The sequence below is a fragment of the Spongiimicrobium salis genome, assembly GCF_043678055.1.
GTDB classification, from domain to species: domain Bacteria; phylum Bacteroidota; class Bacteroidia; order Flavobacteriales; family Flavobacteriaceae; genus Spongiimicrobium; species Spongiimicrobium salis.
The window spans coordinates 124778-139171 of record NZ_JBHEQA010000004.1 but is presented as its reverse complement, the minus strand read 5'-3'; the positions used below and the strand labels follow the sequence as shown (position 1 = coordinate 139171).

At 40.2% G+C, this 14394-nt stretch carries 15 protein-coding genes; 11 read left to right on the top strand and 4 right to left on the bottom strand.

Features of this window, described 5'->3' with window-relative positions:
- Positions 1–109 precede the first annotated feature (109 nt).
- The 5 genes from aceB to ACEXOE_RS17825 all read left to right on the top strand — a co-directional run bounded on the left by aceB (position 110) and on the right by ACEXOE_RS17825 (position 5657).
- Complete coding sequence (gene aceB / locus ACEXOE_RS17845; RefSeq protein ID WP_394750208.1) at positions 110–1708, top strand: malate synthase A; 1599 nt, start codon at positions 110–112, stop codon at positions 1706–1708.
- A 69-nt stretch (positions 1709–1777) separates the two neighbouring features.
- Positions 1778–3409: an isocitrate lyase gene (locus ACEXOE_RS17840; protein WP_394750207.1), complete on the top strand. Its 1632-nt coding sequence runs from the start codon at positions 1778–1780 to the stop codon at positions 3407–3409.
- Positions 3410–3578: 169 nt separating this feature from the next.
- Positions 3579–4130, top strand: coding sequence for a TetR/AcrR family transcriptional regulator (locus tag ACEXOE_RS17835; RefSeq protein WP_394750206.1), 552 nt, complete (start codon positions 3579–3581; stop codon positions 4128–4130).
- A gap of 81 nt (positions 4131–4211) precedes the next feature.
- Complete coding sequence (locus ACEXOE_RS17830) at positions 4212–4628, top strand: nuclear transport factor 2 family protein (protein WP_394750205.1); 417 nt, start codon at positions 4212–4214, stop codon at positions 4626–4628.
- Positions 4629–4667: 39 nt separating this feature from the next.
- Positions 4668–5657 (top strand): type I glyceraldehyde-3-phosphate dehydrogenase, encoded by a 990-nt coding sequence (locus ACEXOE_RS17825; RefSeq protein WP_394750204.1) that lies wholly within the window; start codon positions 4668–4670, stop codon positions 5655–5657.
- Positions 5658–5752: 95 nt separating this feature from the next.
- Here ACEXOE_RS17825 and ACEXOE_RS17820 read toward each other — a convergent pair whose 3' ends face one another.
- The 4 genes from ACEXOE_RS17820 to ACEXOE_RS17805 form a co-directional block, all read right to left on the bottom strand.
- Positions 5753–7261 carry a serine hydrolase gene (locus tag ACEXOE_RS17820; RefSeq protein ID WP_394750203.1) on the bottom strand — a complete coding sequence of 503 codons (1509 nt, stop codon included), beginning with the start codon at positions 7259–7261 and terminating at the stop codon, positions 5753–5755.
- A gap of 187 nt (positions 7262–7448) precedes the next feature.
- On the bottom strand, positions 7449–8015 hold the full coding sequence (locus ACEXOE_RS17815) for a carboxymuconolactone decarboxylase family protein (protein ID WP_394750202.1): 567 nt from the start codon (positions 8013–8015) through the stop codon (positions 7449–7451).
- A 77-nt stretch (positions 8016–8092) separates the two neighbouring features.
- Positions 8093–8656 carry a TetR/AcrR family transcriptional regulator gene (locus ACEXOE_RS17810; protein ID WP_394750201.1) on the bottom strand — a complete coding sequence of 188 codons (564 nt, stop codon included), beginning with the start codon at positions 8654–8656 and terminating at the stop codon, positions 8093–8095.
- Positions 8657–8821: 165 nt separating this feature from the next.
- A complete protein-coding gene (locus ACEXOE_RS17805) occupies positions 8822–9601 on the bottom strand; it encodes a hypothetical protein (protein ID WP_394750200.1) in 780 nt (259 codons plus the stop codon).
- Between the two features lie 288 nt (positions 9602–9889).
- On the opposite strand from ACEXOE_RS17805, the gene ACEXOE_RS17800 reads away from it, so the two are divergent.
- From ACEXOE_RS17800 to ACEXOE_RS17775, 6 genes are all read left to right on the top strand, one after another.
- Positions 9890–10309 carry a RidA family protein gene (locus ACEXOE_RS17800; protein WP_394750199.1) on the top strand — a complete coding sequence of 140 codons (420 nt, stop codon included), beginning with the start codon at positions 9890–9892 and terminating at the stop codon, positions 10307–10309.
- Between the two features lie 13 nt (positions 10310–10322).
- The gene (locus tag ACEXOE_RS17795) at positions 10323–11180 is read left to right on the top strand and encodes a sulfurtransferase (protein WP_394750198.1); all 858 of its coding nucleotides are present in this window, start codon (positions 10323–10325) and stop codon (positions 11178–11180) included.
- Positions 11181–11218: 38 nt separating this feature from the next.
- Positions 11219–11605, top strand: coding sequence for a nuclear transport factor 2 family protein (locus tag ACEXOE_RS17790; protein WP_394750197.1), 387 nt, complete (start codon positions 11219–11221; stop codon positions 11603–11605).
- Positions 11606–11795: 190 nt separating this feature from the next.
- Positions 11796–12593 carry an AraC family transcriptional regulator gene (locus tag ACEXOE_RS17785; RefSeq protein WP_394750196.1) on the top strand — a complete coding sequence of 266 codons (798 nt, stop codon included), beginning with the start codon at positions 11796–11798 and terminating at the stop codon, positions 12591–12593.
- 82 nt (positions 12594–12675) lie between these two features.
- On the top strand, positions 12676–13728 hold the full coding sequence (locus ACEXOE_RS17780) for a YpdA family putative bacillithiol disulfide reductase (protein ID WP_394750195.1): 1053 nt from the start codon (positions 12676–12678) through the stop codon (positions 13726–13728).
- Positions 13655–14338 carry an SDR family oxidoreductase gene (locus tag ACEXOE_RS17775; RefSeq protein ID WP_394750194.1) on the top strand — a complete coding sequence of 228 codons (684 nt, stop codon included), beginning with the start codon at positions 13655–13657 and terminating at the stop codon, positions 14336–14338. Before ACEXOE_RS17780 ends, ACEXOE_RS17775 begins: the two co-directional genes overlap by 74 nt.
- Positions 14339–14394: the final 56 nt, after the last annotated feature.

Below are 14394 nucleotides of genomic sequence, written 5' to 3'. Positions count from 1 at the left end.
ATAAACTATTTTGCGAACTTTCATTTTTTGCGAAAATAATTATTTAGCGAACGTTCGCTTGTTTTTTTTCAATCTTTGTTTTAATATTGCCCTATAAAACAGTAAGATTATGGAGAACACACTTTTAGAGCATGCTAAAATTCAATTCAGTAAGACTGTCAAGAACTACCACCCTGAAATTTTAACGGATGAAGTTTTGAGTTTTATTTTGTCCCTTCATGAAAATTTTAATGCACAACGTCTTGCATTGCTGAAAAAGCGAGAGGCACAGCAGAAAATTTTTGATCAAGGGAAATTTCCCGAATTTCCGCCAGAGACGATGGCCATAAGAACTGGGGATTGGAGCGTGACGGATATCCCAAAAGACCTGCAGGACCGACGTGTGGAGATAACGGGACCGGTGGACAGAAAGATGATCATTAATGCCTTGAATTCTGGAGCTAAAACTTTCATGGCCGATTTGGAGGATAGCAATTCGCCTACTTGGGAAAATAGCATTCAAGGACAGCAAAATTTAAGGGATGCCAATGAAAGAACCATAGCGTTAACAGATACAAAACGAGGAAAATCATATCGCTTAAACGAAGAAACAGCAGTTCTTTTAGTAAGGCCAAGAGGATTGCATCTCAATGAAAAACATATGATTCTGGACAATGAGGAAGCTTCAGGAAGTCTTGTTGATTTTGGAATCTATGTCTTTCACAATATGAAGGCCATGCTCAAAAATGGCACGGCTCCTTATTTTTATCTTCCCAAATTAGAGCACTACGAGGAGGCACGTTGGTGGAATGCCGTTTTTGTATTCGCCCAAAACTATCTGAATGTGCCGATCGGGACCATAAAAGCCACGGTACTGATCGAAACCATTACCGCGAGTTTTCAGTTAGACGAGATAATATTTGAGCTTAAAGAACATATTGTTGGTTTAAATTGTGGGCGTTGGGACTATATATTTTCATACATCAAAAAATTTAGAAACCATTCAAATCTAGTGGTGCCTGATCGTGATCAGGTGACTATGACCACTCCTTTCATGGATGCCTATTCCAAACTTGTAATTCAACGTTGCCATAAACGCGGAATTCTTGCCATCGGTGGAATGGCCGCTCAAATTCCAATTAAAAACAATGAAAGGGCAAATAGGGCTGCTTTAGAAAAAGTGAAAAAGGACAAGGAACGGGAAGTTAAAAATGGTCACGATGGAACATGGGTGGCCCATCCGGCTCTGGTTGAAGTAACCATGGAAGTGTTTAACGAACATATGCCAAGACCAAATCAATTGCATATAAGTAGGGAGGATAGCAACATTTCGGAGCAAGATTTGGTGGAAAAACCTAAAGGAACGGTCACTGAAGAGGGGATTAGAAAGAACATTAATATTGGTATTCTCTATATCGAAGCCTGGTTGCGAGGGCATGGCGCTGTGGCCTTGTACCACTTAATGGAAGATGCTGCCACCGCCGAAATTTCACGGACCCAGGTATGGCAATGGTTGAAAAATGAGGTGCTACTGAGTGACGGTAGAACCTTCACTATTGAATTGTACATGGAATTATTTGACGATGAGGTGGAAAAAATCATAAAAGAATTTGGTGAGGAGAAGATAAAGAAAAGTGAGTTTAAGCGTGCTTTTGAACTTTTTGATAAATTGGTTTTATCCGAAAAGTTTGAAGAATTCCTAACGATTCCAGCCTATCAATATGTATAAAAAAATCCCGGGATTGCGCCAACAATCCACAGGATCTAATTATTAATAAAAATAACGTATCGCAAAATTATGAAAAATTTATCGCAGACAAGCTATGGATCCGTATTGGAGACCGTGCAAAATCTTAAAAGGAAGTACGGAGACTCTTGGAGCGGAATACGTCCAGAAAATGCTACTCGGATGATTGCTCAAAATCGCTTTAAAACTGGCCTTGATATTGCCCGGTATACCGCTGCCATTATGAGAAAGGATATGGCAGAGTATGATGCAGACCCTTCCAAGTATACCCAATCCCTTGGTTGTTGGCATGGTTTTGTTGCCCAGCAAAAAATGATCGCCATTAAGAAACACCATAAAACCACCCATAAGAAGTATCTATACCTTTCCGGTTGGATGGTCGCTGCCTTGCGCTCCGAATTTGGACCTTTGCCCGATCAATCCATGCACGAAAAAACGGCAGTTCCGGCCTTGATCGCGGAAATTTATGATTTCTTGCGCCAAGCGGATGCGATTGCCCTCAATGATCTGTTTAGAAGATTGGAAGCCGGGGAGGATGTACAAGGGCAGATCGATGATTTTGAAACGCATGTAGTTCCCATCATTGCCGATATCGATGCCGGCTTTGGAAATGAGGAGGCCACCTACTTGTTGGCCAAAAAAATGATCGAGGCCGGGGCTTGTGCAATCCAGATCGAGAATCAAGTGTCGGATGCCAAACAATGTGGGCATCAAGATGGAAAGGTTACTGTACCTCATGAAGATTTTATTGCAAAGCTCAATGCCATACGCTATGCATTTTTGGAATTGGGTGTGGATGATGGCATTATAGTAGCGCGGACAGATTCTGAAGGGGCCGGCTTGACCCAAAAATTACCGGTCAGTAAAGAACCCGGGGATTTGGCCTCCCAATACTTGGCATTTCTTGAAGTGGAAGAAATCACTATTGCCGATGCTAATGAGGATGATGTGCTTCTTAAGAGAGCTGGTAAATTAGTACGCCCCCTGCGATTGCCGAATGGACTCTATAAATTTAAGGAAGGTTCCAATATAGATCGTGTGGTACTCGATTGTGTGACCAGTCTCAAGAATGGTGCAGACCTTTTATGGATCGAAACACCAACGCCCAATGTGAAACAGATTGCCCATATGGTCAATAGGATTAGAGTAGCTGTTCCCCATGCAAAATTGGTCTACAATAATTCGCCATCCTTTAACTGGACCTTAAACTTCCGTATCCAAGTCTATGAAGAAATGCGTTTGGAAGGGGAGGATATGACCCCTTATGATAAAGCAAATTTAATGGATGAAGCGTATGACGGTTCGGAACTATGCCGTCGTGCAGACAAAAAAATCAAAAGTTTCCAGAGCGATGGGGCAAGGGAAGCCGGAATTTTCCACCACCTAATTACACTGCCTACGTATCATACAACAGCGCTCCATATGAATGACTTAACAGCAAAGTATTTTGGAGAAGAAAGTATGTTGGCCTATGTAAAGGATGTACAGCGACAAGAAATCCGTAAAGGAGTGTCCTGCGTAAAACATCAGCGGATGGCAGGGTCGGATCTTGGGGATGACCACAAAGCTTTCTTTGCGGGTGATAAAGCCTTAAAAGCTGCCGGAGAGAACAATACCTCAAAGCAGTTCGAACTGAAGGCTCAACCGCAAAAAATCAGGGAAAAATCCAAGGTGATGGCCTAAATTATAGCTTAACCCGCTTTATTAGATATCTGTGCTGATTATTGGCACTGATAAATGGCGATTTGAATTCAGATTCAAATCGCCATTATTTTGTTGTGACTTTTTGTTCCGCCTAGGGAAATCAGAGAGGAGTAAACAGACAGTCCTGTCTGTTTTATATCTTTGAGGTATGAGCAAACAAGGTGTTAAGGATAGAATTGTTATTGCGGCCTCTATATTGTTTTACCATAAGGGGTATAATCAAACAGGAATCAATAGTATCATTGAAGAGGCCAATGTTTCCAAGGATAGCTTGTATCGTTATTTTAGATCAAAAGAAGCTATTGCCGTGGCCTATCTTGAAGCCCGTCACCTAACATGGATGGGCAATTTGGAAGCATTTGTGACCGTATATGATACCAATACGCAAAAAGTAATGGGAGTCTTTGATTATTTGAACAAATGGCTTACTGAAGTAGCCTTTAGGGGTTGTGGTTTTCAGAATATTATTGGAGATCTGCCCAAAGACCACAAGGGGATTACCGATCAGGTAGCGGAACACAAAAATGCATTGCGAACATGGGTATATACGCTTTTGAAAAACGATAAGCGGGCCGATGCAGGCGCCATGGCCGATGAGATTATGGTTTTGATCGAAGGGGCGATCATCTTGTCACAAATTCAGAAAGACCCCTGGCCGATACAGGTTGCTAAAAATAATTGTGTAAGGTTGCTCTCCTGAGAGCGACTATTTTGTTGATTAGAGTACAGACTGGTCTGTACGATACCAAAAACAATAGCTTAAAAACAAATACGTGGTATTATGCAAGAACAAAAACACCCTTTACCGCCCTTTACCGAAGAAACAGCAAAACAAAAAATCCAAATGGCCGAGGATGCGTGGAATAGCAAAGATCCTGTGAAAATTTCCAAGGCCTACTCGGTGGATAGTGAATGGAGAAACCGATCCACTTTTATTCATGGAAGAGAAGAAATACAGGCTTTTCTGCAAGGAAAATGGGAAACGGAATTAGATTATGTATTGAAGAAAGAATACTGGGCCCATACCGATAATCGCATTGCAGTACGTTTTGAGTACGAATACAGAACAGACAGTGGACAATGGTACAGAGCGTACGGGAATGAAAATTGGGAATTTGATGAAAATGGGTTAATGCAGAAGAGATTTGCCAGTATCAATGACCTACCCATAAAAGAGAGTGAACGGAAATTGATATAAACCAAGATCATACGATAACCTTTAAAACAGCAACAACAAATGAAAAGAATAGCAATAAATGGGATGGGGCGCATTGGCCGTACTTCTTTAAAAGTAATATTGGATACCCCTGGGTTGGAACTGGTGGCCGTAAACGACATCGCTTCCCTGGAAAACATTTCTTATCTGTTACAATACGACAGTGTCCATGGGAAATATGAAAAAAGTGTCAGTATGGAAGAAGGGAAATTGGTGGTAGACGGAAAGGCCATCCTTTTTCTCAATGAGTACAAACCGGAAGATTTGCCTTGGAGTGAGCTGAACATCGATGTAGTGATCGAAAGTACGGGAGTATTCACCAATTACAATGATGCAGATAGACATATTACGGCAGGGGCAAAAACCGTAGTGCTTTCAGGTCCTTCCAAGAGCCCGGAAATACCTACCGTAGTACATGGTGTAAATACGGAAGATGGAAGTACCCGTATTTTCTCTTGTGCAAGTTGTACCACAAATAATATCAGCCCGGTCATGGAAATCCTGGGAAGACGCATCGGGGTAGAAAAGGCGATCATGACTACGATACATGCAGATACCAGTTCAAATACCATTGTGGATTCACCTTCCAAAAAGAATTTTAGAATGGGACGATCCGGATTGAATAACCTGATTCCAACGACAACCGGAGCTGCTATTGCAACAACAAAAGCTTTACCGGAATATCAGGGCAAGTTCGATGGAATGGCCGTGAGAGTCCCCTTGGCCGTAGGGTCTATCTCGGATATTACGATTGTAACGAGTAGGGAAGTTACTGTAGAAGAGGTTAATAACATATTGGAAGAAGAGGCGGCTACCGAGCGTTATAGCAAGGTTTTAGCTACTACCTATGATCCCTTGGTCTCTTCGGACATTATAAAAAGTCCCTATGGAGCTATAGCGGATCTTTCCTTGACCAAAGTAGTCGATGGAACCTTGCTTAAAGTACTGACCTGGTACGACAATGAATGGGGATTTACCAATCAAATGATTCGGCAAATCTTGAGTCTTTAGCAAAAGAAAGCGAATTCCTTAAAAAAAGCACCAAGAATTCTTGGTGCTTTTTTAATGAAAAAAACAGATGTATTGCCAAAGAGTAAAATGCGGGACTAATGTTCTTTTTTGTCTTGTTTCCGGATTTTCTGCAGCATCATTTTGGCGTTGTTGTTCGTAGCATCCAGATCTAAGGACTTCTGATAATTTTGTATGGCCTTGGGATAGTCCTTAGCCATGAAATAAGCTTCACCCAAACTATCAAATGCATTCGACGATTTGGGGTTGTCTAGGGTATTTAAGGTAAAAACAAAAAGAGCCTTATCCAATTTATTGTCCCGTAGTAGCTCATATCCCAAATAATTCATTTGCGTTTCAAAGTGTTTTTCCGGAAGCGATTGATGAAAACCACGGGCCTTGTCAATACCAGCTTCCAATAAATAGTGCTTAAACTTTTTAAAATCGGGGCTGCCTGCCAGTATTTTTTCCCATTCCCAATTCCTGTTGTAGTCATTTTTTACGAAAATATTTTCGGCATAGGTGGTGAGCAACCGTTTATAGTCAGAGACTTGATTGGTCATGATAAAAATTCCAAAACCATCATCCAATAGCATGGAAAGTCTGGAGTTTTGTCCGTCTATGGACCCCTCGGCTCCTACATTTCGTTTCCCATTTTTGGAAAAACCTCCCAAGCCGGTATAATAGAACCAGAGTTCGTTTCCATTACGGATACTAATATCCTCATGTGGGGTCAACATATAGTTGTATTCTTCCGGAGTTAAATATTCTTTCCCATCAAAGCGCCCGCCATCCACCAGCATTTGCAACCACTTGGCCATATCTTTTGGTGTGGAACTTATGGCCCCTGAAGGCGCTATCCCGCTTAGATGCACCGGTGTGGCCAGAGTAGATCCATCTTTTTGATAACCAAGCGCTCTTTCTTTGGCTTGCCAAAACTCTTGATCAGTGGTATAAGAGTTCTTCATTTTCAGCGGACTAAATATTTCTTCCCTGATCAAAGTTTCCCAGGATTTTCCTGTAATCCTTTCCTGGGCAATGCCGGCAACAACATACATGAAGTTATTATAATCATAGGTTTCCCGGAAGCCATGTGCAAAGTCTAAGGTCTTAAGCGATTTTAATAGCTGCCCTCTGCTTAGGTTTTTATATTTCCAAACATTATCCTGGCGTCCCAGACCTGTTCTATGCCGTAAAGCATCTGCCATAGTCACATGATCGGTGACATAAGGTTCTTTTAATTCAAGTTCGGGAATATAGGATTTGAGTGGAGTATTCCAATCCAACATTTTTCTTGTGACCAGTTTTGTGGACAAAAGTCCCGTAAAAGCCTTGGTGTTAGACCCAATACTGAATACCGTATTTTCAGTAACGGGAAGATTTTTGGTCCGGTCCCGAACCCCCAAACCGCCGGTGTACAGTATTTCGTTGTCATAGACTATAGAAATCCCTACCCCGGGAATATTGGCTTGTACGCGAACGGCATCCGCAATTTGCAAAAAATACTGAAGTTTTTCTTCTATGGTTCTTGGCTGTTGAGACTGAGCGAGCATATTGCCCATAGTGAACAACAAAAGTAAAAGCAGTATGCATTTTGTATTTTTCATGACCTTTTTTATGAAGTGTTTACATAAGGCTTACTTCATTATTTTCAGAAGGTTACATGAACAGGGACGAAAAACTATTTTTTAGCGGGAAAAAGAATAAAGAAGGGAGCGGCTCAAATAGTAAAAAAGGGAATTGAAGAAAAACTCCAATTCCCTTTGTAAAGTATATTTAGAATGTCATCAGAAATTAGTGGGCACCCGCATTTTCTTTTTGCCAGGCAAATTTTTCAAAAGGTGCATCCACAGGAGTGCTTGCAATGTGATTGACATAATTGCTGATTACTTTTTGAGATAGTCCCAGGATAATTTCAAGCACATGACGTTGCTCGTATCCGGCAGCATAAAAAGCTTCTAGTTCCGATGCCGAAATATGTCCTCTATTTCTCACCATACTAAGTGTGGTCGTATGCAATACCTGCAGTTTTTCATTGGCTAGGGGAGTGCCATTTCTTAAGGCGTCGATCAATTCCGCATCTACCTTCATCATATGGGCGATAGCAGTATGCGCAGGTACGCAATAATGACATCCGTGTTCTACATTAATGGTTTGCCAAACTACCGTAAGTTCTTCGGCATTGAAAGAAGTGTCTTGAAAAAGCGTATGCAGGTTTTTGTAGGCCTCAAGAACCTGTGGGGATTCGGATAAAACCCCATGAAGGTTGGGCAGCATCCCAAAACTTTGTATTGAATTTTCCAAGGACGCTTTGCTCCCTTCCGGAGCTGTTTCTACCGTGTGAATTTTAAATGTACTCATAATTTTAAATTGTTATTAGTAATGATGTTAATGAAATAATTATATCTAAGCAATTGCTTAGATATGAAATAAAAAAATTATATGTTTTTAAATATTAATGTAATGTAATCATGCAATTGCTCTTGGTTGAACATTTTTGTGGCATTGGCCAATCCGGCTATTGAGATAATTAAGTAATTGGCCTGCTTTTCCAGTAATGCTTCATTTTTGGAAGTGTCTTGTCTTAAATTATCTAAAAACAGACTTCTAATTTGAGTCATGAAACTTAGTACTTCTTTCTTAATGGCAGGGTCCGTTTCTTCTCCGATTTCGTTAGCGGTATTGGTGATCAAACAACCACATTGCTTCTCGTTTTTTCTAGAAAAATCAATAAAGTTATAGAAGTATTCTTGTATTCCTTCTACCCCATTATTGGAAGCGACCAACACATCGGTAATCTCTCGGAGTTTTTCCCGATACACCTTAATGCTCTCCAAAAAAACACCGTTCTTGCTCTTAAAGCTGGAATACATGGAGAATTGATTGATTCCCATTTCCTTTTCAAGCATACGAACCGAAGTGGCCTCATAACCATTTCTCCAAAAAAGGGTCATTGCCTTTTCCAGCACTACCGCTTCGTCATATTCTTTTTTTCGCGCCATATCCTTTGATATAATACAAAACTAAGTGATTGCTTAGTTATTATAAAATGAATCATATTATTTAACATTTTTCTAATAGAGAAGAGGAGGGTTTATTTAAGAAATATCCAATAAAATGGCAGTTTGGTAGAGCTGTCTTACTAAAAAGCAGGGTCAACTACGGTTTCAATTTCTTTTTTTGCGTAAGGGAAGGGCCGAAAGGGCAACTTTTCCATGGCGTTCGTAGAAATACGCTCGATTTCCTTTTATGATAACGCTTTTATTTCTGGGCATTCTTTCCACGTCCATGGAAAGAACAATGTCTATTTCAAAATAATCTGCCTTTTTATCCGTAACCTTTAGTGGCTCATAACGCCTAAAGCCATAAGTAAATACGCCAAGGGTATGCAAGTCCTTTTTGGGGATACGAAACCGATTGCTGCTATCTATAGCAATGTTATTTCGGATTTTTGGTGCCCATGCGCAACTCCGTTCGTCAGCATTTGTCCGGGTGAGGTGTACATAGTTCCGTTTTTTGTTAAAAAACAACGTGAGCACATCAAATGGCGTCTCTTTATTCGCTACGAATTGTTGGTTTTTATATAACGCAACATAATGATTGATTTTAATTTCAATGGAATCCTGTAACCCAATATGTCGCTGTTTTAAGGTCAACTGAGGTTCGCGCTTCTTCAGGTGGGGGTTCAATACAATTTCTTTTTTTCCTTTTGAAATCCATTGCCCTTGGTTGGTATATGAAGTATGGGTCTGTGGATAAATGGGGTCTACAGTTCGCAATATGAAACGTCCATTATCTTTTAACTCCAAGGAAGTGATCAAAGCTTCGCCATTGGGCATCCAATCCCCATATATACCCTTATAGCTGGACAAATCTTTTTGCCCCTGAACGGAGCAATAAAAAAAGAATGGCACTACCCCACAAAGAAGTGTATTTAATGCAGACATATTGATTTGATGGTATTTTGGTATAAACTACATTTTTTTATGGATTTAAAAGGCTAATGTTCTGTTAATCTATTGTTTTAGCATCAAAATAAGATGTTTATAAAAGCAATCAAATACCTATTTCAAAAGCAATGCGATGTCCTTGAACCATAATTTGAGAGGTCCTTTTTTTGTATCTAGATTCTCAATTGTACCATGCAAGTATCCTTTTGTCCATTCTTTAGGATGCGGTATTCCGATAATTTTGAAGAGTCAAAGAATATAAAACAAACAAAACAAGAATTTAAGATGTCAAGAGAAACAATAACGATGCAAGAACCGGAATATTTCCAGTTGCGATCTGCGGACACGGAAAATGGTTTCGGATATTCCTTCGCGGTAAAAGTGGGGAATTTAATCAAAGCTTCCGGAGCAGTGAGCATGGATGAGACGGGGACACCTACGGCTGTTGGGGATTATGCACAGCAAATGAAGAATTGTTATGCAGATATCAAAAAAATGCTGGACCATTATGGCTGTACTTTTGACGATATTATCGTGGAAAATATATTTACTACGGATATGCCCCAGTTTTTTGAAAACCTGGAATATCGTAAATCCCTTTATAAGGAGAACCGTTATCCAAAATCAACATGGCTTGGTGTAAAAACGTTGGCCATGCCAGAGTTCTTGATCGAGATTGAAGTAGAGGTATACAAACCAGAATAAAATATAATGTACTATGGAAAAGAGTGGGAAGTATAGTAATCCTTTTATCACTGCCCAAGAGCTCCATGGGATGCTCAGGGAATCAGGGGTTAAAGTCTTTGATGTACGAGGTACTTGGGGAACAAACCCTAGGTCCCTCTATGGAGCGTATTTGGAAGCGCATATTCCCACTGCAGTCTTTTTAGATTGGAGGAAAGAATTTATAGAACAAGGGGTTCCTCCCAGTTTGGCACAAGTATCTTCTAAGGAAGAAGCTCAAGAATCCTTTAAAAATTTGGGCATTGAGCAGGGGGATACCGTAATTCTATATGATGATGATTTTCATATGTTCGCAGGTCGGATATGGTGGGCCATGCGGTATTGGGGATTTGAAAACGTTCGTGTGCTCAATGGTGGCCTGAAACATTGGAAAGGGCAAGGGTATAACACTACGGCTTCGGTTCCAGAAGTGAAACCAGGGTCTTTTGAGCCTAAATGTCAGACCTTTTTACGCGTTTCCTTAGACGATTTTATGATTCAAAGGGAGCACGCCCAGGTTTTGGATGGTAGGGGCATAGTGGGTTACCAAGGAAAACCCGAAGATCCCCGATCAGGTCATATCCCGGGTGCGATCAGCGCGGCCTATAATGTGATCGTAGATAAAGAAACTGGGCTTTTCCAAGGAAAAGAGGCACTACAGGCCTTCTTTGATGTAATTGTTCCAGGTTGGCGTACCGATGATATTATAGCTTCTTGCGGTGCTGGATATTCTGGTACTGTGGCTATGCTGGCTTTGGCCAGTTTGGGAGTGGGATCAAGTCTTTTCGACGGATCTTTTTCGGTATGGAAACAAGATCCTTCGCGTCCTGTAGTACAATCTTATGCCTCCTAGTATCCATGAAAGCATGTATCATTTTAACCATTTTAGTTATGTCATATACCACAAATACAGCAGCGCAGCTATCCGAAAGGGAATTGATAGAAAAAACCTTGACCTACTATATGGAAGGTGGAAAACACAATGATTTTGAAATATTGAAAAAAGCGTTTCACCCTACAGCTACCATGAAATTTGTAGCAGATACATACACCGAAGTAAAGGCTTTGGAATTTTTTAAAGAAAGAATGGTGAAAGGAACGCTGATCAAAAGGGTGAATAGGATCCATGACATCAGTATTTCGGGGAATGCAGCCAATGCAAGGATAGAACTGGAATACCCCACTTTCACCTATATTGATTATATGAATCTGCTGAAAATAGATGGGGAATGGAAAATTGTAAGTAAAATATTTTCTAAGCGATTTAAGGAAAACTAGGGAGCCTGGCATACACGCTGTATCAATCCTATAGCATCCATCAGTTTCAACTGAATTGTGAAATTGATGGATTTTTACGGTAAAAAAATAAAAATTAACGTAAGATATAAGAGATACATGATATCTTTATGTAAGGAAATAGCGATAGTATTGCCTAAATAAAAAAATACCGTATTCACCCTACCGCCTCATGAAAAACACGGACTTTAGAATAGAAAACGATATTAACTATCTGGACTCGCGAGATCGAATATACCGCATGATCTATGTGGCTTCTGGAAGCGGAAAATTTAAAATCGATTTTTCGAATTACAGCGTGAGCGGACCTGCCTTAATTTTTGTATCGGAAAATCAACTGTTAAGTGTCGAAAAAGAGTCGAATGAATTGCACGGAAAAACCGTGTGCTTTTCCAATGATTTCTTCTGTATTAAACTGAATAGAAGTGAAACCTTTTGTGATGCGGTAATTTTTAATACTACAAAACCTCCGTACATTCCCTTGAATGCTTCGGAAAAAAGAAAGGTGGAATATCTTATAACGGCCATGCATAATGAATTGGAAGAAGCTAATGATTTTCACGATGAAATTATTGTTTCACAATTAAAAACCCTCTTGCTCTCTTCATCAAAAATTAAATTAAAGCAATTTGGAGAAGTAGATTTGACCGCATTATCTGCAGTGGTGACGGATTTCCAAAATTTGTTGGATAGGGAGTACGAACGCCAACACAATGTACAGTTTTATGCGGATGAATTAAATATTTCGCCCAAAGGCCTGAACAAAGCGGTAAAAAAGGAGTTGGGGAGAACAGTAAGTGAATTGATCAAGGAAAAATTGATTGTAGAAGCCAAAAGGGAACTGTATACCAAAGAACTTTCCATTAAAGAAATCGGCTTTAAGCTAGGGTTTGAAGATCCGGCTTATTTTAGTCGGTTTTTCCGCAAAGAAACCTCCCATAGCCCCAAAGAATACGCAGAATTGCTGTAAATTCCCAAAAGCACCATACAAGGTGTTATCTGTCCTACCCCTAAAACAATGATCGTCTGTAGGTTTGCATAAAACAATGCAAATGACTCATTATAAGCTACTGGTTATTGGCGCGGGACCTATTGGCCTTAGCGTAGGGATCGCTGCTCAAAAAGCGGGCATTTCCTATAAAATTATTGACAAGGGTGCGCTGGTAAACTCCCTTTACCATTTTCCTACGGACATGACTTTTTTTTCCAGTTCGGAAAAATTGGAAATAGGAAACCTTCCCTTTACGTCACTTTCAGTTCGGCCAACAAAGCAGGAAGGCTTGGAATATTATAGAAGGGTGGCCCAACATTATGATTTGAGTTTAGGACTCTATGAAAGCTTCGAATCCGTTGAAAGATTCCGGGATGTAGATGGGCAGATGAGCTTCAAGTTAATGACTACTAAAGAAAGCTATAGCTGCAATTATATCGTAAATGCCACTGGTTTTTACGATACCCCGGTAAGACTACAGGTTCCGGGGGAAGAACTGCCTAAAGTAAGCCATTATTTTACCACTGCACATCATTTATTTGGCCAGAAAGTCGCCGTTATAGGAGGATCTAACTCGGCAATCGATGTGGCTTTGGAAGCATATCGCAAAGGTGCGGAGGTAACACTGCTGATTCGCGGGAAGGAAATAAGTCAGCATGTGAAATATTGGATCCGGCCAGATATTGAAGGAAGGATAGCAGAAGGAAGCATTAAAGTACATTACAGAGCCACCGTCCTTGAAATCCAGGAAAGGCAACTTGTGTTCCAAAAAAATGGAGAACGCATTGCTTTGGAAAACGATTTTGTATATGCCATGACCGGCTATCATCCCAATTTCACACTCTCAGAAAAACTAGGGATAGAAATTGATGCTATTTCTGGCTATCCCAAATACGATACAAGTACGATGGAAACTACATCGCCCAATGTTTTCTTGGCAGGAGTGGTTATCGGAGGACTAAATACCCGTCAATGGTTTATTGAAAATTCAAAGGACCATGGAGATAAGATTATAAATCACATAATGAAAAAACATGAATATGAAAGACAAAGTAGCCATAATAACAGGTTCCAGCAAAGGATTGGGATTGATACTTGTACAACAACTTCTTGAGGAAGGGGCCAAGGTCGTTGGTTTTAGTAGAAATGAAACAAAAATTGATCATCCAAATTTTACGGGCCATTGTTTGGATATTGGAAACGAAGAAGCCGTAAAGACGGCCTTTACTAAAGTGATTGAAAAACACGATTCCATAGATATTATTGTCAATAATGCGGGTTTTGGGAGTTATTTTAAGATAGAAGAAACGGATTCTGGCCTGATGAGACAGATGTTCGAGACTAATGTTTTTGGGATCTTTTACCTAACAAAATGCGCGGTGCCTCTAATGAAGAAGGCAAAAAAGGGTCATATTATCAATATTTCATCCATAGCCGGAATCAGTGGGGTCGAGAATATGTCGGTCTATAATGGGACAAAATTTGCCGTAAAGGGAATGTCGGAATCCCTGTATAAAGAATTACGTCCGCATGGTATAAAAGTAAGTTGCATATTGCCTGGGTCTATTGCAACCAATTTCTTTGACGATTTTAGAAATTACAAGGCCAGTACTACAATGATGAATCCCCATGATGTGGCTGACAGTATCCTATACTGCCTGAAATCTTCGGAATCTTTTCATCCGGTAAATTTAGAGATCAGACCTTTTCATACGCCACAGTAAACCTATTTGGGAAATAGTACAAGTCAAGTTCCTTTTTATCCATTTCAGCGGCCGTT

What these genes read in the sequence shown, in the direction of transcription:
- aceB (WP_394750208.1), top strand. Translation starts at nt 110, where the DNA reads ATGGAGAACACACTTTTAGAGCATGCTAAAATTCAATTCAGTAAGACT.
- ACEXOE_RS17840 (WP_394750207.1), top strand. Translation starts at nt 1,778, where the DNA reads ATGAAAAATTTATCGCAGACAAGCTATGGATCCGTATTGGAGACCGTG.
- ACEXOE_RS17835 (WP_394750206.1), top strand. Translation starts at nt 3,579, where the DNA reads ATGAGCAAACAAGGTGTTAAGGATAGAATTGTTATTGCGGCCTCTATA.
- ACEXOE_RS17830 (WP_394750205.1), top strand. Translation starts at nt 4,212, where the DNA reads ATGCAAGAACAAAAACACCCTTTACCGCCCTTTACCGAAGAAACAGCA.
- ACEXOE_RS17825 (WP_394750204.1), top strand. Translation starts at nt 4,668, where the DNA reads ATGAAAAGAATAGCAATAAATGGGATGGGGCGCATTGGCCGTACTTCT.
- ACEXOE_RS17820 (WP_394750203.1), bottom strand. Translation starts at nt 7,261, where the DNA reads ATGAAAAATACAAAATGCATACTGCTTTTACTTTTGTTGTTCACTATG.
- ACEXOE_RS17815 (WP_394750202.1), bottom strand. Translation starts at nt 8,015, where the DNA reads ATGAGTACATTTAAAATTCACACGGTAGAAACAGCTCCGGAAGGGAGC.
- ACEXOE_RS17810 (WP_394750201.1), bottom strand. Translation starts at nt 8,656, where the DNA reads ATGGCGCGAAAAAAAGAATATGACGAAGCGGTAGTGCTGGAAAAGGCA.
- ACEXOE_RS17805 (WP_394750200.1), bottom strand. Translation starts at nt 9,601, where the DNA reads ATGTCTGCATTAAATACACTTCTTTGTGGGGTAGTGCCATTCTTTTTT.
- ACEXOE_RS17800 (WP_394750199.1), top strand. Translation starts at nt 9,890, where the DNA reads ATGTCAAGAGAAACAATAACGATGCAAGAACCGGAATATTTCCAGTTG.
- ACEXOE_RS17795 (WP_394750198.1), top strand. Translation starts at nt 10,323, where the DNA reads ATGGAAAAGAGTGGGAAGTATAGTAATCCTTTTATCACTGCCCAAGAG.
- ACEXOE_RS17790 (WP_394750197.1), top strand. Translation starts at nt 11,219, where the DNA reads ATGTCATATACCACAAATACAGCAGCGCAGCTATCCGAAAGGGAATTG.
- ACEXOE_RS17785 (WP_394750196.1), top strand. Translation starts at nt 11,796, where the DNA reads ATGAAAAACACGGACTTTAGAATAGAAAACGATATTAACTATCTGGAC.
- ACEXOE_RS17780 (WP_394750195.1), top strand. Translation starts at nt 12,676, where the DNA reads ATGACTCATTATAAGCTACTGGTTATTGGCGCGGGACCTATTGGCCTT.
- ACEXOE_RS17775 (WP_394750194.1), top strand. Translation starts at nt 13,655, where the DNA reads ATGAAAGACAAAGTAGCCATAATAACAGGTTCCAGCAAAGGATTGGGA.